The organism is Candidatus Moranella endobia PCIT, from assembly GCF_000219175.1.
In the GTDB taxonomy this organism is placed as follows: domain Bacteria; phylum Pseudomonadota; class Gammaproteobacteria; order Enterobacterales; family Enterobacteriaceae; genus Moranella; species Moranella endobia.
Map to the genome: position 1 here is coordinate 185,073 of NC_015735.1, position 22,146 is coordinate 207,218.

Annotated in this window: 16 protein-coding genes, 1 tRNA gene and 1 pseudogene; 14 read left to right on the plus strand and 4 right to left on the minus strand. The window is 40.2% G+C overall.

The annotated features are described in order from the left end of the window. The first annotated feature begins 629 nt into the window (after positions 1-629). The 5 genes from MEPCIT_RS00810 (at position 630) to minE (ending at position 4,025) form a co-directional block, all read left to right on the plus strand. Positions 630-821 carry a YoaH family protein gene (locus MEPCIT_RS00810; RefSeq protein WP_013975565.1) on the plus strand — a complete coding sequence of 64 codons (192 nt, stop codon included), beginning with the start codon at positions 630-632 and terminating at the stop codon, positions 819-821. A 290-nt stretch (positions 822-1,111) separates the two neighbouring features. Beyond that, a complete protein-coding gene (gene dsbB / locus MEPCIT_RS00815) occupies positions 1,112-1,633 on the plus strand; it encodes a disulfide bond formation protein DsbB (protein ID WP_013975566.1) in 522 nt (173 codons plus the stop codon). Between the two features lie 292 nt (positions 1,634-1,925). Beyond that, positions 1,926-2,615, plus strand: a complete 690-nt coding sequence (minC, locus tag MEPCIT_RS00820) for a septum site-determining protein MinC (protein ID WP_015580567.1) — start codon at positions 1,926-1,928, stop codon at positions 2,613-2,615. Between the two features lie 21 nt (positions 2,616-2,636). Beyond that, positions 2,637-3,452: a septum site-determining protein MinD gene (minD, locus tag MEPCIT_RS00825; protein ID WP_013975568.1), complete on the plus strand. Its 816-nt coding sequence runs from the start codon at positions 2,637-2,639 to the stop codon at positions 3,450-3,452. 318 nt (positions 3,453-3,770) lie between these two features. Next, positions 3,771-4,025 carry a cell division topological specificity factor MinE gene (gene minE / locus MEPCIT_RS00830; protein ID WP_013975569.1) on the plus strand — a complete coding sequence of 85 codons (255 nt, stop codon included), beginning with the start codon at positions 3,771-3,773 and terminating at the stop codon, positions 4,023-4,025. 106 nt (positions 4,026-4,131) lie between these two features. Here the strand turns inward: minE and tsaB are convergent, their stop codons facing one another. Then, positions 4,132-4,869, minus strand: a complete 738-nt coding sequence (gene tsaB / locus MEPCIT_RS00835) for a tRNA (adenosine(37)-N6)-threonylcarbamoyltransferase complex dimerization subunit type 1 TsaB (RefSeq protein WP_015580569.1) — start codon at positions 4,867-4,869, stop codon at positions 4,132-4,134. 249 nt (positions 4,870-5,118) lie between these two features. Here tsaB and bamD point away from each other — a divergent pair, with 249 nt between their 5' ends. Both bamD and pitA read left to right on the plus strand, forming a co-directional pair. Next, positions 5,119-5,808: an outer membrane protein assembly factor BamD gene (gene bamD, locus MEPCIT_RS00840; RefSeq protein WP_013975571.1), complete on the plus strand. Its 690-nt coding sequence runs from the start codon at positions 5,119-5,121 to the stop codon at positions 5,806-5,808. A 463-nt stretch (positions 5,809-6,271) separates the two neighbouring features. Next, on the plus strand, positions 6,272-7,828 hold the full coding sequence (pitA, locus tag MEPCIT_RS00845; RefSeq protein ID WP_013975572.1) for an inorganic phosphate transporter PitA: 1,557 nt from the start codon (positions 6,272-6,274) through the stop codon (positions 7,826-7,828). A gap of 108 nt (positions 7,829-7,936) precedes the next feature. Here the strand turns inward: pitA and rplY are convergent, their stop codons facing one another. Continuing rightward, positions 7,937-8,224, minus strand: coding sequence for a 50S ribosomal protein L25 (rplY, locus tag MEPCIT_RS00850; RefSeq protein ID WP_013975573.1), 288 nt, complete (start codon positions 8,222-8,224; stop codon positions 7,937-7,939). Between the two features lie 521 nt (positions 8,225-8,745). Between rplY and MEPCIT_RS00855 the strand changes: the two genes are divergently transcribed. Then, positions 8,746-8,821: transfer RNA gene (locus MEPCIT_RS00855), tRNA-Trp, on the plus strand. Positions 8,822-9,104: 283 nt separating this feature from the next. Here MEPCIT_RS00855 and rmuC read toward each other — a convergent pair. Continuing rightward, positions 9,105-10,619, minus strand: coding sequence for a DNA recombination protein RmuC (gene rmuC, locus MEPCIT_RS00860; RefSeq protein ID WP_013975574.1), 1,515 nt, complete (start codon positions 10,617-10,619; stop codon positions 9,105-9,107). Positions 10,620-10,976: 357 nt separating this feature from the next. Between rmuC and ligA the strand changes: the two genes are divergently transcribed. Continuing rightward, entirely contained in the window at positions 10,977-13,007 is a 2,031-nt protein-coding gene (gene ligA, locus MEPCIT_RS00865; RefSeq protein ID WP_015580571.1) for an NAD-dependent DNA ligase LigA, read from the plus strand. 141 nt (positions 13,008-13,148) lie between these two features. Here ligA and MEPCIT_RS00870 read toward each other — a convergent pair. After that, positions 13,149-13,900, minus strand: a pseudogene (locus tag MEPCIT_RS00870) (bifunctional hydroxymethylpyrimidine kinase/phosphomethylpyrimidine kinase). A 616-nt stretch (positions 13,901-14,516) separates the two neighbouring features. Between MEPCIT_RS00870 and recA the strand changes: the two are divergent. From recA to serC, 5 genes are all read left to right on the plus strand, one after another. Continuing rightward, positions 14,517-15,578 carry a recombinase RecA gene (recA, locus tag MEPCIT_RS00880; protein ID WP_013975576.1) on the plus strand — a complete coding sequence of 354 codons (1,062 nt, stop codon included), beginning with the start codon at positions 14,517-14,519 and terminating at the stop codon, positions 15,576-15,578. Between the two features lie 191 nt (positions 15,579-15,769). Further along, entirely contained in the window at positions 15,770-18,397 is a 2,628-nt protein-coding gene (alaS, locus tag MEPCIT_RS00885; protein WP_013975577.1) for an alanine--tRNA ligase, read from the plus strand. Between the two features lie 207 nt (positions 18,398-18,604). Next, positions 18,605-18,790 (plus strand): carbon storage regulator CsrA, encoded by a 186-nt coding sequence (gene csrA, locus MEPCIT_RS00890; protein ID WP_013975578.1) that lies wholly within the window; start codon positions 18,605-18,607, stop codon positions 18,788-18,790. A gap of 305 nt (positions 18,791-19,095) precedes the next feature. Next, a complete protein-coding gene (gene asnS, locus MEPCIT_RS00895; RefSeq protein WP_013975579.1) occupies positions 19,096-20,502 on the plus strand; it encodes an asparagine--tRNA ligase in 1,407 nt (468 codons plus the stop codon). A gap of 251 nt (positions 20,503-20,753) precedes the next feature. Beyond that, positions 20,754-21,839, plus strand: a complete 1,086-nt coding sequence (gene serC / locus MEPCIT_RS00900) for a 3-phosphoserine/phosphohydroxythreonine transaminase (RefSeq protein ID WP_013975580.1) — start codon at positions 20,754-20,756, stop codon at positions 21,837-21,839. Positions 21,840-22,146: the final 307 nt, after the last annotated feature.

The following is a 22,146-nucleotide window of genomic DNA, read 5'->3' on the forward strand; positions in this document are numbered from 1 at the left end:
TTTTTGTTGCTGTTAGCAATCAGACTATAACCGACAATGTCGTAAATAATATTGGTTAGCCAACATAATATGATAGTTAAGTATGGCAATATTGGTATTCATCGTACCAAAACAGCTTAGCTAAACAGCTAAGCTAACTAACATAACCCATCCATAAACCATAACCAATATACCACAGCACTACGACGCTGTGGTTCAATACTGTCAATAATTTTCATCAACAGTGTAACTTTGGTACGCCATTCATATGTAACCTGCCGGGGGAGGTAAAGCATATGCCATCATATAATAGACAATTATAGTAAAGGTCTGTCTATATAGCAAACACCAATCAATGATTGAGCTACAAGGTTAATATCATTACGTAGCAAGTCAACCATGATTAAGCTTCTGTTTTACGTATTTGGTATTAGTTAGCTTGATCAATATTCCTGATTACTGTAATTGGGCGGGTTCACCACCTTCTAGCGAGCGCCGCTACCAGAATTCATAACTGCTACGGCTAGGTAAGTTTTATTACCTAATTTTGTGTGTTTATTCAGTGCTATAATGTCATAGTACTAGCTTAATGCTGAATGCCATAAACATAACAGTAGTAATTTACGTAGTTACTGTTAAACAGAAAAACTATGTTAAACAATTGGCTTATATTAACTCATCATCAACAGCAAAAAGCCGTTGAACATATTCAGGCATTAATAGCCAACAGCATGAGTAGCAGTGAAGCTATTTCGCTGGTTGCTAGCGCACTACGTGCAGAACAACTAGCAAAATGTTCAACTGAAATTGAGATGATGATTAGACTAAGCCAAGAACATTAAGCGCAAGTGGCCTACTCTGGCTAAAATGGTGCAGTAATTTACTGTGATTGTATTTTGTAACTATTTTCATGGTTATAATAACCCCCATGCTAATAGAATATTTTACAGTCATTGCACGCCACCGCCATCAAATATATAGAATGTTGGCTATATCTACCAAGATAACTATATCAACCAACTCACAGTAGACTATAACTGATCTCATGATCATTCTAATTACTATGAGGTACAATGTTAGTAAAATTGAAACACGCTAGTTTCAGTTATAAGTTATTATATAACAATTATTTATGAATCAATTTATGATTTTTTGCTCAACAAAACGTGTAGCTTGGTTACTATTGGCACTTACTGCATTCGCACTGGAGCTTATCGCACTCTACTTTCAGATTGTTTTGCTGCTTAATCCTTGTGTATTGTGTACATATCAACGTTACGCTCTTTACGGTATAGTTGTAGCCGGACTGTTAGGGGCCATAGCGCCTAACAGTCCGCTACTGCGTTTTTTTGGGCTAACAATTTGGCTATATAGTGCCTGGCAAGGACTGATACTAGCGATAAAACATACCGATATTCAACTTCATCCATCCACGTTCGTGACCTGTAAATTTTTTATTAATTTCCCGTTCTGGCTACCGTTTGGCAAGCAACTACCATCTAACGATTGCACTGTCCACCAATGGCATTTTTGTTCGATGAAAATACCACAATGGTTGATACTAATATTCAGTGTTTATCTAGCAGTAGCGGCGGTTATGTTTATTTCACAATGTTTATCTACGTGCAAACGTTACTTTTTTAACAAAAAATAGAATCAGCTATTAAACAGTATTTAGTTCTATTTTAGAACTAAATACTGTTCTTGTATGTTTAACTACGGGCAGTACGATATTTATACTAATATTCGATAAATTATTGGCACTTTGATTAGTATTGTTGAGTTTCTATATCCGCTTATTAGAATAAATCATTGATATAATAGTATTTGTCGCAGTTTACCAGCAGTTCTTTAGTCTGTTATATTTATAACATATACAGTACGATAGGATGTCATCTACTGTGGTTCAGCTGGCAACAACACGTATTAAGACTGAGTTAGGAGAAATGTCGAAAACGTCAATTAAATTGAAAGGTAGTAATTTTACTTTATCAGTCATTTATGTGTATGATGCGCAACCAGAGGAAATACGTCAGGCAATCGAGGAAAAAGTTAAACAAGCACCTGGCTTTTTGAAAGATGCACCTGTTGTCATCAACGTCTCTGGCCTCAGTGACGATACTCAATGGGATACAATTTCTAAGGCCGTGCTGGCTACCAATCTACATATTATCGGCGTCAGCGGTTGTCGCGATAGTCAATTGAAACAGGCAATTGCTAGCAGCGGACTACCACTGCTTACCGAAGACCAAGTAAAAAAAAAGCGCAGCTTAACAGATACTACCCAGCCTCAAGTGCCAGCCGCGGTAAAAACGCAGCTTGTTAATATGCCAGTGCGCTCTGGACAGCAAATTTACGCCCGTAACAGCGATCTAATCGTAACAAGTAGCGTTAGCTCAGGCGCCGAGCTTATGGCCGATGGCAATATACATATCTATGGCATGATGCGAGGTCGCGCTCTTGCCGGTGCATCAGGCGACGTTGAGTGCCAGATTTTCTGTGCTAATTTTTCCCCAGAACTAGTATCAATAGCCGGTAAGTATTGGTTAATTGATACCATTCCAGCGGAATTTTTAGATAAGGCAGTGCGGTTATTTCTACAAGACGGCACGCTTACCATTCATCATTTAACTTAGCCCTTGACAAGGAATCTATTTATGGCACGTATTATAGTTGTTACTTCTGGTAAAGGGGGCGTTGGAAAAACCACATCAAGCGCGTCCATCGCTACCGGTTTAGCCCGCAAAGGAAAAAAAACCGTAGTAATCGATTTTGATATCGGACTACGAAACCTAGATTTGATCATGGGTTGTGAGCGGAGAGTAGTATATGACTTTGTCAATGTCGTCCAGGGAGCTGCTCGATTGACTCAGGCGCTTATAAAAGATAAGCGTACAGATAATTTATATATTTTGCCTGCTTCTCAGACTAAGGACCAAGATGCTCTAACCTGCGCCGGTGTAGAAAAGTTATTGAATGATCTTAACAAGATGGAATTCGATTTTATTGTTTGCGATTCACCAGCTGGTATTGAAACGGGTGCCCTAATGGCACTTTATTTTGCTGATGAAGCGATCATAACAACCAATCCGGAAGTTTCGTCAGTGCGTGACTCTGACCGAATTCTAGGTATTCTATCGTCTAAATCGCGTCGTGCTGAGATTGGTCAGGAACCAATTAAAGAGCACCTACTGTTGAACCGTTATAATCCTGGTCGTGTCAGTCGCGGTGATATGCTAAGTATAGATGATGTTATTGAAATTCTGCGCATTCCTCTGGTAGGCGTTATTCCGGAGGACCAATCGGTATTGCAAGCATCTAACCAAGGTGAGCCTGTCATTCTTAATGAGGATTCTGATGCTGGCCAAGCTTATTCAGATATGGTTGATCGTCTTTTAGGGCAAGAATGTCCCTTCCGATTTATCGCCGAACCACAAAAAAAGAGCTTACTGAAACGCCTGTTTGGAGTATAAGCCACATTTTATTTTTTTTATAGTACGTTTTATGGCAGGAAAGCTAATAATAATGAGGGATGGTATTGAGGACACCATTTAGTACAACTCAAGCAATATTACCTTAACATTTCTGGTCGAGTGATTTTGATGGGCTGAGAGCAAATTTGCTGTAAAAACGTACTGTGCCACGAATATGGTCAATATGTTTGGATCTATAAGCAAGCAATACCTCTATTGGGCAGTAAAAATCCATTGCTGTCTATGACAATAGGTACGAAGAAATATTAATTTTTTTTCAAAAAAAATAACTATACTATCTTCCAGGATTTGACAGCTATGGTATTAATTGATTTTTTTCTAGCCCGTAAAAAAAATACAGCCAATATAGCAAAAGAACGTCTGCATAGCATAGTTGCTGAACGACGAGGTTCTAACGAACCTTATTATTTGCCTCAATTGAAAAGTGATCTTCTGGAAGTTATTAGTAAATATGCAAAAATAGATATTACAATGATTTCTATTCAGTTAGATCAAAAAGATGAGAATCTATCTATTCTGGAACTTAACGTCAAGTTAACTGACACACACTGAAAATAACAACGAACGATAACCACTTACTACTCAGCTATATCAGTTAAATTAACGGTTATTAATAATGCTATTATTATACATTGGATGTTGATTAGCAGCTTCATTCTTAATTAGCAGATGCAGATAATTTTCCATTTATCAATTTAGGTGCGTCTAGGGAATTTTTACATGCAACTGCATTACGTAAATAAGTTGGTTCTACAAGTACGACCGCATGATTATTGCCGTGTCGATAATGATGAAGCGCTAGCGGTAAAATATCTTGTGCGCTTGGGAACAACGTTTTACCTGATACTAACTTTAAACCAACGTGATTTAGTAGTGTTGGATAGGTTTGCCAACCGGTACCGGCGGTAGCCCAGCATCCGGTTAAATCTGTACTTATAGCAGCTAGTACATCCGGTACTACTATTTTTTCGTGTTCTTCGCCTAACCAAACGCCATCATGACGTTTATACGTCGCCCAATACACTTCTCCCATACGCGCATCTATGGCGGTCAGCACCTTGCATATACCAGTACGTCGCCAAGCGCCTTCAGCCAGTGCTGCTAGCGTGGAAACGCCAATAAGCTGCAGATTGGCCCCAAGCGCAAGTCCCTGGGCAATGCAGATGCTAATACGAACACCAGTAAAGCTGCCTGGGCCACGACCAAAAGCGATAGCGTCTAGACTATATAGACTAATGTCAGCCTCTGCTAAAAGGCTATCTACCATAGGAAGAATGAGTTGCGTGTGTTCGCGAGGTGCCACAACAAATCGTTCCAGAACAACCTCGTTGTCTAGCATCAGCGCGGCAGAACAAGCGGCGGTAGTGCTATCAATGGCTAAAATATGGGTAGCCATGTCAAATTTCATTGATTAACACAAATTTACTATAAGTATAGCATAGAATATGCGCTGTAAAGAAAGAAAATAAGTTATATCGAACTTATTCAGCATGCTGATAATAGTTGGTTACAGCGCCATATATAATAAGCCTAGCCACCAGGTAAGTTAGTTAAAAGAATGAATCAGGTATCATCAGTTAAGCCATTTAATCTATGTGCTAAACAGCCTTTGAGCATAAAGATCCGCTGAGGATAAGCAAAAGTTATGATATGTATGAAATATCTAGTAGTCATTCTTTTATTAAACCTAGTGCTGGCAGATTGTGCCAATAATAACAATGTTATTCTCGATCATTGCCCCTCAGATGTTTATACTTATGCCCAGCAAAAAATGCAGGAAGGTAATTACACCGAAGCTATCAGTAAGTTTAAGGCGCTAGAGAACCGCTATCCGTTCGGTCAATACGCACAACAAGTTAAGCTTAATTTGATTTATGCCTACTACAAATCAGCTAACCTACAGATGGCACAAGCCTCTATTGAGGATTTTCTGCGGTTTAATCCTGACTATTCTAATATTGACTACTTACTATACATACGCAGCTTGACTAATATGGTTTTTGATGACAGTAAAACGCAAGGATTTTATGGCGTAAATCACTTAACTAGTAATTCTGATTATGCCAGCGTAGCATTGTTTAGTTTAACACAACTGCTTATATATTATCCAAAAAGCCCGTATACCCTATATGCCACAAACTGTCTTCTTTCTCTAAAAGACCGGCTGGCAAAACATGAAATATTGGTAGTAGAGTACTACGCAAAAATCGGCGCCTATGTGGCGGTAGCTAATCGAGTTGATAAAATGCTTCGTGAATTTCCTGATAATAAAGCTACTCGACAGATATTGTACTATATGGGACAAGCATATCGGGAATTACATTTATACGAATAAACCAAAAAAAAAGACAAAGCAATTACGATCTACTATCATACATCGTGAATCCTACCTCATAGCAGCATGGATAGGCTAGTTATTATATAATTAAATGTTAAGTATAGTTAATAACTTATTACACTACTAATTTATCGACTGCTTAACTGCTCATAAGCAGCGCAAATCCATTGGAATCTGTTAATACATGCAACAACCCCAGTCAAAAAGGTGACTAGGTATATAATACGATAACAAACTACCATATTAAAAAAATAAATACAATTTATATTTAATGTAACAAATTTACCTATAATTAAAAAAATTGGTTAATAGTTAATTTTTTTGCCTTTGAAGAGTTACCTAAGGTAGATATAATTATATTTATTACAAGTTTTGTAAAAAAACATATTTTCATTTATCATAGCCCTTTTATAGCAGATAATTAAAATCTATTCATATATAAACAATGGTGTAAATCTCTATGCTACATCTATTTACTGGTCTAGAATTAAAGACCGGAATAATGTTGGTAATCGCATTAATCTTTGTGCTAATTTATGAGGTAATTAATGGCTTTCATGATACGGCTAATGCAGTAGCTACAGTAATTTATACTCGTGCACTGAGTTCTAACCTAGCAGTTGCTATGTCAGGAGTGTTTAATTTCCTCGGAGTCATAATGGGTAAATTAAGCGTAGCTTATGCTATCGTTCATCTATTGCCTACCGATTTCTTATTAAATATAAGTTCTTCCAATAGTCTGGCAATGATGTTTTCCATACTACTGGCTGCTATTATTTGGAATCTTGGAACCTGGTATTTAGGCCTACCGGCCTCTAGCTCGCATGCGCTTATTGGCTCTATTATTGGTATAGGTATTACTAACGCTTTAGTTGGCGATAGCTCAGTAGTTCAGGCTTTGAATCTCCCGAAATTTCTTGAAATTTCCCTATCACTAATTATTTCTCCGTTGGTAGGATTTTTGCTTGCAGGTGTGATGGTTTATGGTATGCGCCGTTACTGGAGCAAAACAGAAAAACGCAGCTGCATACATTTGACTCCAGCAGAACGAGAGGAAAAAGACGGCGAGCTTAAGCCACCATTATTAACCCGTATCGCCTTGATCGTATCAGCTGCTGGCGTAAGTTTTTCACACGGCGCCAATGACGGGCAAAAGGGTATCGGGCTGATCATGTTAGCACTGGTAGGTGTTGCTCCAGCAGGAATTATAGTCAATCTTGACGCAAGCGGCTATGATATTAGCCGTACACGAGATGCAGTTAATCATTTGCATCAGTATTATACACAGCACCAGAATCTAATTTTTGGCTCAGACAAGTTACTTATTCCGCCAACAGCTAAAAAAAATCTTAGCCCTATCTTGCCTTTAACCGGCACCGCGTCTATTAAAATACTGGATCAAGAATACAACTCCCAAATACCAGTTTGTCAATGTGACATGTCTCAGGCGTTATTATCAATTAAGCGCGCCTCGCTACTATTGGATAATCTAAAAAGCTATGAAATGCTCGATGTTAACCAGCGCTCCCTAGTACGTCACCTATTGATTTGTCTTGCCGAAAACGCCGAAAAAGTAGAACAGTTGCCGGAAACCTCCGCTGCTGATAAAAAATTTCTGTCAAACCTACGCCATAGTCTACTACTATGTACCGTGGAATACGCGCCGATATGGATAATTATAACCGTAGCGTTGGCTTTATCGTTGGGCACCATAGTTGGTTGGCGTCGAGTAGCCACGACCATCGGTGAAAAGATAGGTAAAAAAGGTATGACCTATGCTCAAGGGTTATCTGCGCAGTTGACTACGGCGGTATCTATTGGAGTTGCTAGTTATACCGGTATGCCAGTATCTACTACCCAAGTACTGTCATCAGCGTTAACCGGCACCATAATGGTTGATGGCGGTGGTGTGCAAATAAAAACTGTAAAAAATATCCTGTTAGCATGGGTTCTAACCCTACCAATGGTAATGATTCTATCAAGTAGCCTGTACTGGCTAACACTCAAGATTATTTAAATACGCTGAACAACATCAGGAAGATAGCAGCTAATATTTAGCTTCTACCAGAAAGGAAGAGGTATGTTAATGATAAAAAACCGCAGTGTATGGCCTTCAATATAACGCTTAATCGAAGCGAATAAAGTCGATATGATTCAGTTGAGGTTTAAATGGATGACGTTGTACCGCCTGTACTTTAACTTTATTTATGTGACCATTGATCACCAGGACCAGCTCTTCGCTGTAAAATCCTTCTTTGATTTGGGCATGTAAAATAAAATCATGATCAAGCTCTACAGCTATCGGGGCTGAATTACCGCCATAAACTATAGCTGGAAACTTATTAGCAAGACGCAGGCGGCGACTTGCACCTTTGCCCAAATCTTTGCGAATTTTAGCATTGATAATTAACATAATTTTCCTCAAAACCTGGAGTAAAATTTAACTAAAATTACCTACCAAGTAGTTGGCTGAGCAGCATGACTTAAAATTATCTCTCGAGATCGATACCGTTCCGTTGTTAACTTGGTAGGCAATAGTTTTGCATTAGTTTAATCAATTTATGATATGTTATGCAACAGTTGGCTCATACCAAGGAATAAAATTAGCCTATTCAAACTAATTTTATTATTTACTTTTTATCATTTACTTCTTGTCAACTACGAGTAAATATCTATAATACTTCGTCACTGACAAGTGAGAAGGTAACTATCGCTAGAGTTAAACTGTTGCCAGAATTAGCCAAATACTAAACTAAGATACGATACAGACTTATCACTCACATGCAGAATCTAGAATACTGCAATGTTACGGTGATAATAGGTTTTCATCCATTCGAACATTCGAATTAACAATTTATAATGGTATCTTAAATTATAGATTACATACAGAACCATACCGCCATAATAATCATAATAGTTATATAAATATAACTCAGGGGCGTAGTTCAATTGGTAGAGCACCGGTCTCCAAAACCGGTTGTTGGGAGTTCAAGTCTCTCCGCCCCTGCCAGCTAGGTAAGCTTACTGCACGCGAGTGTGATTTCTATGATTAAATTACATACACTTAACTAAATAAGTATGAATAAGCGGCAAACTGCTGAACATTTCCCATTACACCAACTGTTGTAATGGAGATCAAACGTTTTATAAAATTAAGACAGTAAATAACAACCAAATGGGTTATGGTCATTACCTGCTAAACCAGCGACAATCCGGTTTAATCGTTCAATCTCAGGGCAAAACAAAACTAGTCAGCGGTTTGTTAAGCCTGCATCTAGTGTTAGAGATACATGCTATGACGAATTAACTGTTGACTTTTTGTGTGTTGATGCAATCACATCATTTTCCCGATGACTATCTTCTACACACTTAACAGTAGGTTCGGGTACAGAATTGGATATAGGTTGCTTTATTTCAACCCCCAGAGCGCAGAAACCTTGCGCCAGACCAATAATATTCCCCCGACCATCGGACAATTTATTCTTTGCTAGCCGATAGCTGGCTTGAGCTTTATCAAGGCTTTGGCCGATAGTGTTAATATCATCAACAAACAAGCGTAATTTATCATAGAGTCTCGCCGCCCGCTCAGCAATATGCTGAGCGTTTCGGCTTTGATGTTCGTAGCGCCACAGATTATTGATGGTGCGTAGCGCAACTAAAAGCGTGGTAGGACTAACTAATATAATATTATGCGCTAGCGCTTCGCTTATTAGTTCTGGATGGTGGCCAATAGCCACTATAAAGGCCGGTTCAATAGGTACAAACATTAAAACAAAATCTAGTGAGCGTAACCCAGTTAATTGTTGATAGTCTTTACGTCCCAGTAATTTAATATGGGTACGCAGCGAATTGACATGTTCGATTAACGACAGTTTTCGTTCTGCATCATTATGGCTATTGAAATAACGTTCATAGGCAACCAAAGATATTTTTGCATCGATGACTACATCTTTTCCCTGTGGCAGACGAACCACCACATCCGGCTGTAAACGCCGGCCATCCTCTTGCTGCATGCTAATCTGTATTTCAAATTCATGACCTTCGCGTAGTCCTGATGCTTCCAGTACTCTACTTAGCACAATTTCGCCCCAATTACCTTGCACCTTATTATCGCCCTTGAGCGCACGGGTCAAGTTGACGGCTTCCTCAGCCATCTGCAAATTTAGCTTCTGTAAATTACGTATTTCATAAGCCAATGTGTGACGCTCACGTGCTTCTTGACCAAAACTTTCTTGTACTTGGCGGCGAAATCCTTCAAGTTGCTCACGTAGCGGCATCAGCAAACGGTCAAGGCTTTGGCGGTTTTGCTCATCTACCTGACGTCCGCTATGTTTAAATATGCGGTTGGCTAAATTTTCAAATTGTAACGATAACCGCTGTTCATTATTACTTAATAAGCGCTGTTTTTCTTCCGCCGATAGCCTAGTTTCTTCTAAACGTATAGCTACCTCTCGCAGTTCTGCTTCCTGGCTACTATTAATTTCCCGCTGCGCTAGCAGCGCTTGATTTAGTTTCTCACACTTCTGGCGTAAATGCGTAAGATATGTCAAACGCTCCTCAGCTGCTACTAACTGGCCATATTGTGTGCGCTGCTCTCGTTCACCGTCGCGTAGCGCTAGCTCAATCTGCCGGCGCACATGTTGTTCATCGACCAGCGCATGGCGCACGGACTGCAAACTTTGCTCAAGTATTATTCGTTCTTGTGCTTGCGCTAAATGTCGTTGATGTTGACGTAATTCAGCCATAAGCCAGCCTAACAAGACACCACTTAGTGCGCCGCATACACCGTAACAGAGGTAATAATCCATATTGACTCCATTGACCACCTTATTCAACCGGTAAAGTTAATGATATATAGATGTCCATATTGTTATTGAATAAAATCATTGGCTAGCTAACTTAGCTTAGCATAAACTGAGCGCTTAAAAAATTATCCGTACTAGCAATGGCAGAAGATCGTGACTCACGATACAACGAACGGCTAATAATAGTTAAGCATCGCATGATGACTACACAGAAAAGTAACCGGGATAAAGCATATTCACTATGTGCTAAAACCAGCATCGAACCATGTAAACAGACAATTGAACCATTGAGTGTGAATAACTAATTACTGACACTAAGTGCAGTAGTTTTTACCAGTAATCGTGGGGGTATTGGACATTTTGGAACAAATAGAACAACGTATCATACGGCTCCGTGAGCAGTTACGACATTGGGAAGATCTATATTACGTTGACTCGCTCCCTATCCCTACAGTGCCAGATAGCGAATATGACCGTGTCATGGCTGAACTGTGTACGTTAGAGATCAAGTACCCAGAACTACTGACCCCAGATTCCCCTAGCCAGCGTATAGGAGGAAAGGCAATGAACCACTTCGGACAGGTGCATCATGAGATCCCTATGCTATCGCTGGATAATAGTTATGAAGAAAAAGATTTTTTAGCATTTGATAAGCGAGTACGCGATAGACTGAAGCATGATTCTGCTATGACATATTGCTGCGAAATAAAACTAGACGGTCTAGCAGTAAGCCTGCTATATGAAAATGGTTATTTAGTGCGCGCCGCCACCCGTGGGGACGGTACCACCGGTGAGGATATCACCGTTAATGTTCGCACTATACTAACCATTCCGCTACGTTTAACAAATCACTGCAATTTACCACGTCTGCTTGAAATTCGCGGCGAAGTGTTCATGCCAGAAGCGATATTTCAGCGGTTGAATGCAACAGCTAAGCGCACAGGGAGTAAAGTTTTTACTAATCCGCGTAACGCCGCAGCTGGCTCCTTGCGTCAGTTAGATCCAGCCATTACCGCTAGGCGGTCGTTGATGTTTTATTGCTACGGCGTTGGCCTGCTAGAAGACGGTACGTTGCCGGAAAGTCATTGGGAAATGCTACAACTATTTAAAGTATGGGGAATACCAGTGAGCAATTTTATTCTCCAGTGCACTGGCAGTTTAGAAGTAATCAATTTCTATAAAAAAGTGCATGATGCCAGATCACATCTCGGATTTGATATCGATGGGGTGGTAATTAAAGTTGACTCGCTATTACTACAACAACGTTTAGGCGTTATCACCCGCGCGCCACGCTGGGCCATGGCCTATAAGTTTCCGGCCCAAGAGCAACTAACTAGGGTGCGGGACGTGGAATTTCAGGTTGGGCGCACTGGTGTGGTGACGCCGGTAGCACGGCTTGAGCCGGTGATGGTGGCTGGCGTAAGAATTAGCAATGCGACACTGCACAATGTAAATGAAGTTGAGCGTCTTGGTCTGATGATTGGCGATAAGGTGATTATCCGCCGCGCCGGTGATGTTGTACCCCAGATTGTCGGTATTATCTATTCTGAACGACCAACGGATGCGCGACCAGTAGTTTTTCCGTATTATTGTCCAATTTGCAGCTCGAATATAGAGTCATTTGAGGGTAAAACAGTCTGGCGTTGTACCGCGGGTCTAATTTGTGCAGCACAAAGAAAGGAAGCGATGAAGCATTTCGTTTCGCGGCGGGCAATGTATGTAAAAGGCATGGGGGATAAGATTATCGCTCAGCTAGTGGAACGTGAGCTAGTAAAAACACCTGTTGATTTGTTTCGGTTAAATCAAGAGATGCTGACTAGATTAGAGCATATTGGACCGAAATCTGCCCAAAATTTACTTGCGGCGCTGGAACAAGCGAAACATACTACCTTAGCACGTTTTCTATACGCTCTAGGTATCCGCGAGGTAGGAGAATCAACTGCCGCTAATTTAGCAGCAGCTTACGGCACAATAGAAGCGCTTACCATAGCCAATATAGACTCTTTAATCAGCTTACCAAACATAGGTAAAATTGTGGCGACTAACGTGCATAATTTTTTCAGGGATAACCATAACCTTGAAGTTATCGAAGCATTGTTGAACCCGATGATAGGCATCCATTGGGCTGAACCTGTTGTTACCTCAGTAGCTAAGGTTAACAATCCGTTCGCTGGTAAAAATATTGTTTTTACCGGATCACTGAATATTCTTTCGCGGGATGATGCCAAAGATTGGTTAGTGGCTTTTGGTGCTAAGGTTAGTAGCCATATCTCTTATAATACAAATTTGCTGATTGTGGGAAAAGCACCCGGATTAAAACTTGCTCAGGCGCAGAAGCAGAAGATTCCAATTATGTATGAAGCGGAAATGATGCGTCTGATAGGTAAATAAAATAAACTTACGCTGCCAAGTAAGTTGATTAATAAAAATTAGCAATAGATAATAATTAATTTATTATTCATAATAATACTACTAATATAGCAGCAATCAGCAAGCAAAGACCGATACTGATAATTATACTCTTCGTGGTTGTTACCACCATTCATGTAAAAAAATGATGGACCGGTCCAATACCCTGCCCTAAGCATAAATTATCAGCATGAATCAGTGCCTGCTGAAACCATGCTTTTGCCGCCTGCATAGTTTGTGGCCAATCATTATAGCGTGGACGTAAAACGGCTAGCGCAGCTGATCGCGCACAACCAGTGCCATGGGTGTTTCTTGTCATTATACGCACGCTGTCAAAACTTAGCTCGTAATCTGGGATTGTCTGGGCTTGTATGCCGGTTAGATGGCCGCCTTTCATCACCACTGCCTGACAAAACTAACGCTAGGAGGGCGCGCCCTTGTTAACGACGCATGTGATGCTCATTTGCCGCCAGCGCGCATTCTAGCAATACCGCCACCTCCGGCAAATTATGGGTTATAAGCGACACTAAAGGTAATAAAATATTCCGAATACTGTTAACCGCATCCTCATTATTTAATAACGTATCTCCGCTTTTAGCAACCATGACCGCATCCAGAACTAACATAGAAATAGGGTGATACGCTACTTGGACGCTATCGAACGGATAACCGATGCCTGTCCTAGTAGTAGCAGACCTATTTTTGCGCTATTAAGACGTATGTCACTAATAGGATAAATTGATTATACGCCAAGAGTATTTGGGACCACCATGAGGTAATTACTGTGGTGCCATAAACGCACATAGAGCTAAAAAAGTTTTCAAATTAGCCTGTATGCCAGCCCCACCACTAGGATCATTGTTGGCAATAGACAATGTCTAATAATACATTCGGTTAATAAAACCACATCCACGTCAAGACAATATATTGATAATCAAGATTAATTAACGTCAATACTTTAGAAAAAGCTTCCAGTTATCGTTAGCAATGATTGGATGGTTTGCGCCGCTGAAAAATTGGTCATGCAGTGTCTTACTTAGCACAGTACCTGAGCAAATATTAATTATAATAGCACAAAAAGAGTAAAGGTAAATGCGCTTGGTCAAATATTGACCTAATGATAATTCAATCGTACTAGTGATCAACATATAAGTTATGTAACTAATAGTTACCATCTAGTGTACTGAAAAACATTTAATCAAACCATTAAAACACCTCTTGACAGTAGTCCATACTACCCTGTATTCACGCTCGCCATAAGCCACATTGTATATTATTAGGTAGGTAGGGACACGGTGACGACTAAGCGTTATTGTTGAATACATACTTGAACAAGCAGATTATTATCAGACTTGATTTTTTAAGTTGCGCGAGAATCTAACAGTACGTAGTTAGGCTTTCATTATAAGTTGCGAACACCATTTTTAAAAAGAATTAATTGTGCACAGTTTTCATACTGTAATAATTAGCTAATTAGCACTAGGAGTTTAAATGTATATTGATGAGAACAAAAAACAAGCGTTAGCGTCAGCACTGGTACAAATTGAAAAGCAATTCGGTAAGGGATCGATTATGCGCTTGGGTGAAGATCGTTCTATGGATGTTGAAACCATATCCACAGGTTCTATATCTCTAGATATCGCACTTGGCACCGGTGGACTGCCAATGGGCCGTATCGTTGAAATATATGGTCCGGAATCATCGGGTAAAACTACCTTGGCCCTGCAGGTAATTGCCATAGCGCAGCAAGAAAACAAAATATGCGCATTTATTGATGCTGAACACGCTCTTGATCCTATCTACGCTAAAAAGCTGGGTGTTGACATCGATAATCTGCTTTGCTCCCAGCCAGATAACGGCGAACAGGCTCTAGAAATATGTGACGTTTTGACTCGTTCCGGGGCGGTAGACGTTATCATAGTAGACTCAGTTGCAGCTCTTACGCCAAAAGCAGAAATCGAGGGTGAGATAGGTGATGCCCATATGGGGCTTGCTGCCCGTATGATGAGTCAGGCAATGCGTAAGTTGACGAGCAACCTAAAAAACGCCAATACACTACTAATTTTCATTAATCAGATACGCATGAAGATCGGCGTAATGTTTGGTAATCCAGAGACTACCACTGGTGGCAACGCGCTGAAATTTTATGCATCTGTTCGTCTGGATATCCGCCGCATTGGATCGGTGAAAGAAGGCGATGTGGTGGTAGGTAGCGAAACACGCGTAAAAGTAGTTAAAAACAAAGTTGCCGCGCCGTTTAAACAGGCAGAATTCCAAATCATGTACGGCGTAGGCATCAATATTATTGGTGAACTAGTTGATCTAGGTGTCAAACACAAGTTGATTGAGAAAGCGGGAGCATGGTACAGCTATAACGGCGAGAATATTGGACAAGGCAAGAATAATGCTTACATCTTTCTGAAGGAGCATCCTGCACTAGTGAGTGAACTTAATCATAGGTTACGTAATATGCTGATGAACAGTGTTGATGTTACCAGCCAGATCAGAAACTTGGTAGGTGAAGATGTCAGCGAAAACAATGAAGCACTTTAGTAAAGTAAACAAATTAAACTTTGTTGTTATATAAATTTATCAATAGATAACGTCAATTTTGTACATAAAACATTTTTTAGTACATAAGATAATTTTGATATTGGTTTTTTTGCCAATTTGATCAATACGTCAAAAACTGATTGAAGAGACTGCTACGCTATTCTATTTACATATTTACAGGAAATTAATTTATGAGTAAGAGCACAACGGAAATTCGTCAGGCGTTTATCGAGTTTTTCCATAGTAAAAAACATCAGGTTGTTGCCAGTAGCTCTCTGATACCTGATAGGGATCCAACATTACTATTTACTAATGCCGGCATGAACCAGTTCAAAGATGTCTTTCTAGGCTTGGATAACCGTTCCTACCGTCGTGCCACTACATCTCAGCGCTGCGTGCGAGCTGGCGGTAAACACAATGATTTAGATAATGTCGGATACACGGCACGACACCATACTTTTTTTGAAATGCTAGGTAATTTTAGCTTCGGCGACTATTTCAAACATGATGCTATCAGGTTTGCTTGGGAGCTATTAACATGTAAGCAATGGTTTAATTTGCCCAAAGATAAGTTATGGGTGACGGTGTACGCTACCGATGATGAATCCTATAACATATGGGCAAACGAAGTGGGAATTCCAGCCGAGCGTATTATTCGTATTGGCGATAATAAAGTTAGCCCATATATGTCAGATAATTTTTGGCAAATGGGAGATACTGGTCCCTGCGGCCCTTGCTCAGAAATATTCTATGATCATGGTGAGCATCTACAGGGCAGCCCGCCGGGAAAAGCCGAGGAAAACGGCGATCGTTATATTGAGATCTGGAATTTGGTATTTATGCAATTTAATCGCCAGACTGATGGTACATTGCTGCCGTTGCCAAAACCATCGGTGGACACCGGCATGGGTTTGGAGCGTATTGCAGCAATCTTGCAACATGTTAACTCGAACTATGATATCGACCTGTTCAAGAATCTTATTGATGCCGTGGCCCAGGTAGTCAGCACTAACGATCACGACAGTAAATCATTGAGAGTTATCGCCGACCATATTCGCTCCAGCGCTTTCCTAGCAAGCGATGGCATCGTACCCTCTAACGAGGGTAGGGGTTATGTTTTGCGCCGAATTATACGCCGTGCGATTCGCCACAGTAAAATGCTCGGTGCTAACGATGCATGTTTATATAAACTAGTGGCACCACTTATCAAGTGTATGGGTAGCACAGCAAGCCAACTGCAGACCAAACAAAAAATAGTAGAGCAAATATTACGCGCAGAGGAAGAGCACTTCGCTCGCACGCTTGAACGTGGTCTACAGCTACTAGAAAAAGAGCTGGCAAAAATTACTGGCGATGCTCTCGATGGAGACATTGCTTTCCGCCTATACGATACTTATGGTTTCCCACTAGATTTAACCACAGAAGTTTGTAGAGAACGCAACTTACGCATCGATAAGAAGAATTTTGACAGTGCTATGGATAAACAGCGTAACCGTGCACACCAGGCGAGCTATTTCAGAGCTAACTATAAAAATATGCTACTAGTAGACAAAACCACATGTTTCTGTGGCTATGAAAAACTTGAGCATCAGGGACGGGTGACTGAACTGTTCCATGATGGCAAATCTGTTGAAGTTATTAGTCAGGGTATCCAGGCAGTAGTGGTGCTTGATGAAACACCATTCTATGGTGAATCTGGCGGACAAGTAGGCGACAGTGGCAAACTAAAATCTACCCAAGGGTTATTCAATGTGGTAGATACACAAAAATACGGTAATGCTGTTGGCCACCTAGGTAAGCTGAACTACGGTGAACTAAAAATTGGCGCACAGGTAGTCGCACAGGTGGATGGCCAGCGGCGTACCTGTATTGGACGGAATCATTCTGCTACCCATTTGCTGCATACGGCATTGCGTCAAGTGCTAGGCGAGCATATAAAGCAGAAAGGGTCTCTGGTTAACCATAAATGCCTAAGGTTTGATTTTTCTCACTATGAAGCTCTAAAACTAGAGCAGCTACGCATTATAGAAAATATTGTTAATGAGCAGATACGAAGCAATATGCCCATCAAAGCAGATATGATGTCGCTAGAGGAAGCTAGTAATAAAGGGGCTATTGCACTGTTTAACGAAAAATATGAAGCTACGGTCAGAGTGATAAACATGGGTTATTTCTCTACCGAACTATGTATTGGAACTCACGCTCGCCGTACTGGCGATATCGGCTTCTTCCGCATTATGTCGGAAGCCAGCATTGCTGCCGGTATCCGCCGGATCGAAGCAGTCACTGGTGAAGAAGCTATGGCTTCACTTCATCAGCAGAGTGATTTTTTACAGCATATTTCTAATATATTGCAGTGCGACAGCAAAATGATAGTAGAGAAAGTGCAAATAATTCAGGAGCGTTTACGCAAGTTAGAAAAAAAATTACAGCAATTGGAAAATCAGCAGGCGGCGCAGGCCAGCACCACCCTCAGTCGTAAAGTGCGCAACATCAACGGTGTAAAGGTTATGGTTGGCATAATAGACAATGTCACATCGAAAATCTTACGCACAATTGTGGAAGATCTGAAGAACAAATTAGGGTCAGCAGTAATTGTTTTAGCAACTACCACAGATGGTAAAGCTATATTAATAGCCGGTGTTACAACTAATTTGACCGATCGTATCAAAGCGTTTGATATTGTCAGTCATATTGCAAAACAGATTGGGGGAAAAGGCGGTGGCCGTCCTGATCTGGCACAGGCTGGCGGTAGCAATATTGCTGCTCTACCATCCGCGTTGACAAGCTTAGATGCAATTTTGGCAGCAAAACTATAAATTAAAATAGATAATTTCAGAATAACTATAACGTCTATGACTTAACAAACAAATTAGGATATTTTATTATTCTGTAGTTCAAACTAAATTTGGTGTAAAAATAGTTATTAAATAAAGTTTTACTAGATAAACGCAAAGTTAAATATTATATATTGCATACATGATGCAGAAATCACTGAAAAGTAATTTTTACAACAGGAGCAAGGAATGCTTATTCTTACTCGTCGAGTTGGTGAAAACCTTATAATTGGCGATAAGGTGACTGTAACTATTTTAGGTGTTAAAGGTAACCAAGTACGGATCGGTGTTAATGCTCCTAAAGAAGTTTCTGTGCACCGTGAAGAAATTTACCACAATATGCAGACTGAAAAGTTAAAACCAACTATTTATTAGTCCGGTATATTTTAGATATTTTACCGTCTGCTGGTTTTCTACTATTGTGCAAAGATACTAAGGATAAAGCTTTACCATAGCCATAATGTGTTTACAGGCAGAATATATTAATTATTAATAGATATTAATACATTCTAATTGGGATTAACGATATGCAACTACTACCTATAACTAGTAGAAGTTGGTGACTTTAAGATAGATAAATATATTTTGTCCGTTGATTATCAACGTTCACTACGACTTACTAATAATAAAGTAAATATTTACCTGTGATTGCTCCTTTAACTTAAGTAATAGATTATTTTATGACTGTAATTACTGTAGCCGATGTATTGCAAGGGCACATGCCAACTAACAGTAAAGTAACGATCAATGGTTGGGTGCGTACCAGAAGAGATTCCAAAGCTGGTATCTCATTTATTGACGTATATGATGGTTCATGTTTTGCGCCATTGCAAACTGTTATTGACAGTAGTTTACCAAATTATCAGCACGATATTTTGCGACTCACTACCGGTTGCTCCGTATCAGTTACCGGACGAATAGCAGTAACATTAAGTAGGAGTAAGCATAAGCATTACGAAATACAAGCACAGGAAGTTGAAATACTAGGCTGGGTTGATGATCCAGACACCTATCCTATGTCAGCTAAGCGCCATAGTTTGGAATATCTACGCGAAGTGGCCCATCTTCGGCCGCGTACTAATTTAATTGGGGCAGTAGCACGGATACGCCACATACTAGCTCAGGCCATACACCGTTTTATGGACGAACAGGGATTTTTCTGGGTATCAACACCGTTGATTACCTCCTCAGATACCGAAGGTGCCGGCGAAATGTTTCGCGTTTCTACCCTAGATCTAGAAAATTTACAGTTTACGGCCGATGGTAAAGTAAATTACGCTAAAGATTTCTTTGGTAAAGAAGCATTTTTAACTGTTTCCGGTCAGTTAAACGGTGAAATTTACGCCTGTGCCCTATCTAAAATATATACTTTTGGTCCGGTATTTCGCGCTGAAAATTCTAATACTAGCCGACACCTCGCAGAATTCTGGATGGTAGAGCCAGAAGTAGCGTTTGCCACCTTGGAGGATGCTGCTAGCTTAGCTGAAACGATGCTTAAGTATGTTTTTCAGGTAGTATTGAACGAGAGTGCCGAAGATATGCAGTTTTTTGCCGAGCGGGTTAATCAAGAAGCAATAAATCGTCTACAAAACTTTATTTGTGCAGATTTTGCGCAAATTGAATATACGGAAGCTATAAATGTTCTTCAAAAATGTGGGCAAACATTTAAAAATCAGGTTTTTTGGGGAATGGACTTATCTGCGGAACATGAAAGATTCTTGGCAGAAAAATATTTCAAAGTACCAGTAGCAGTTAAGAATTATCCTAAACATCTGAAATCGTTCTACATGCGAATGAATGACGATGGTAAAACAGTAGCAGCAATGGATGTTCTAGCACCTGGCATTGGTGAAATAATTGGTGGTTCACAGCGTGAAGAACGCTTGGACAGGTTAGATATGCGTTTGGAAGAAATGGGCCTCAATAAAGAAAATTACTGGTGGTATCGTGATTTACGCCGCTATGGAACCGTACCACATGCAGGTTTTGGATTAGGGTTCGAGAGATTAATCAGTTATGTTACAGGAATACAAAATATTCGTGATGTAATACCCTTCCCCCGAAGTGCACGCCATGTGAATTTCTGAATGACAGTATTTAAGCAAATTTGGTCATTTGCAGGCGTATAATGTTTCTAGTATTTACATAATATTTAATTAAATAGTTAGTTAAAATTAAACAATTGGTAAATATACGATAATCTATTCTAGTATGTGATAGGCTGTAGATGTAGTTTATAGATATTTTATGGTAATTTCACGGTCGATATTATATAAATGTTAAGTATATACATACCATGTAATGTATTATTAGAATTAGAAATTCATGGTGATTAAAAATGAACAAGGTTTTTAATTTTAGCTCTGGTCCGGCAATGCTTCCGGCGGAAGTATTATCACAAGCACAGCAAGAATTGTGTAATTGGCATGGGCTAGGAACATCAGTTATGGAAATCAGCCATCGTAGTAAAGAATTTCTCGAAGTAGTACAAACTTCTGAACGTGACTTACGTGAATTGCTGAACATTCCAAAAAATTATAAAGTGCTGTTTTGCCATGGTGGCGCGCGCGCGCAATTCGCCGCGGTGCCTATGAATCTGTTAGGCAATCATGTCCGTGCCGATTATATTGATGGTGGTTATTGGTCGCATAGCGCGTTCACAGAAGCGCAGAAATATTGCAATCCGCGGATTATCAATGTTACCTACGAAAGAGACGGTTTGCTTGCAATTAAACCAATGTGTGAATGGGCTTTATCTTCCGATAGTGCTTATGTACACTATTGCCCGAATGAAACTATTGATGGTTTGGCTATAGATGAGCTACCTGATTTCGGTGAAAGAATAGTCGTAGCAGATTTTTCCTCAACAATTTTATCTAACTCGCTAGAAGTAAGCCGCTTTGGGGTAATTTATGCCGGCGCACAAAAAAACATTGGTCCGGCCGGGTTAACATTAGTCATTGTTCGTGAAGATTTATTAGGTAACGCGAGCAAAGCGCTGCCGTCTATTCTAGATTACAGCGTGCTTGCAAAAAACGATTCAATGTTCAATACCCCACCGACATTTGCTTGGTATCTTTCAGGGCTGGTATTCAAATGGTTAAAAAAGCAGGGTGGGCTGGAGGAAATGGGTAAACGTAATCAGGCTAAAGCTGCCCTACTGTACCGCACTATCGATGAGAGTGATTTTTACCAAAATACCATTGCTACGTCCAACCGTTCGCGTGTAAATGTGCCGTTTAAACTAGAGAACAATAAACTTGAAGCGCTGTTTTTGCAGCAATCTCAGACCGCCGGTCTTTATGCACTGAAAGGACACCGTTTAGTGGGCGGCATGCGAGCATCATTGTATAATGCCATGCCGTTAGAAGGTGTACAAACTCTGGTAGATTTTATGCTCGAATTTATTCGCTGTTATGGGTAACCTATCTGCTTACAATTTTGTAGAGTGTATATATATAATATAAATACTACTACCAGATCATTTTTGGCTCGGTTACGGGCGCTATTTCATCATCCTTAATCCAAGCGCTTACAGGGACAAAGTATTAGCAGATGTCAGCCAGGATATCTGCCATTGGGTACGGTCGTTCCTGATGCCTTAGGTTTCAATTATGTTTAACACGGGCTTAAACAGCAGAAATAGCATACCGACGAGTGTATGCAACAGTTGCAGTAATATGGCTTTAGTGTTAGCTTTGGATGCATTTGATCGGAGATCAAAGAACATA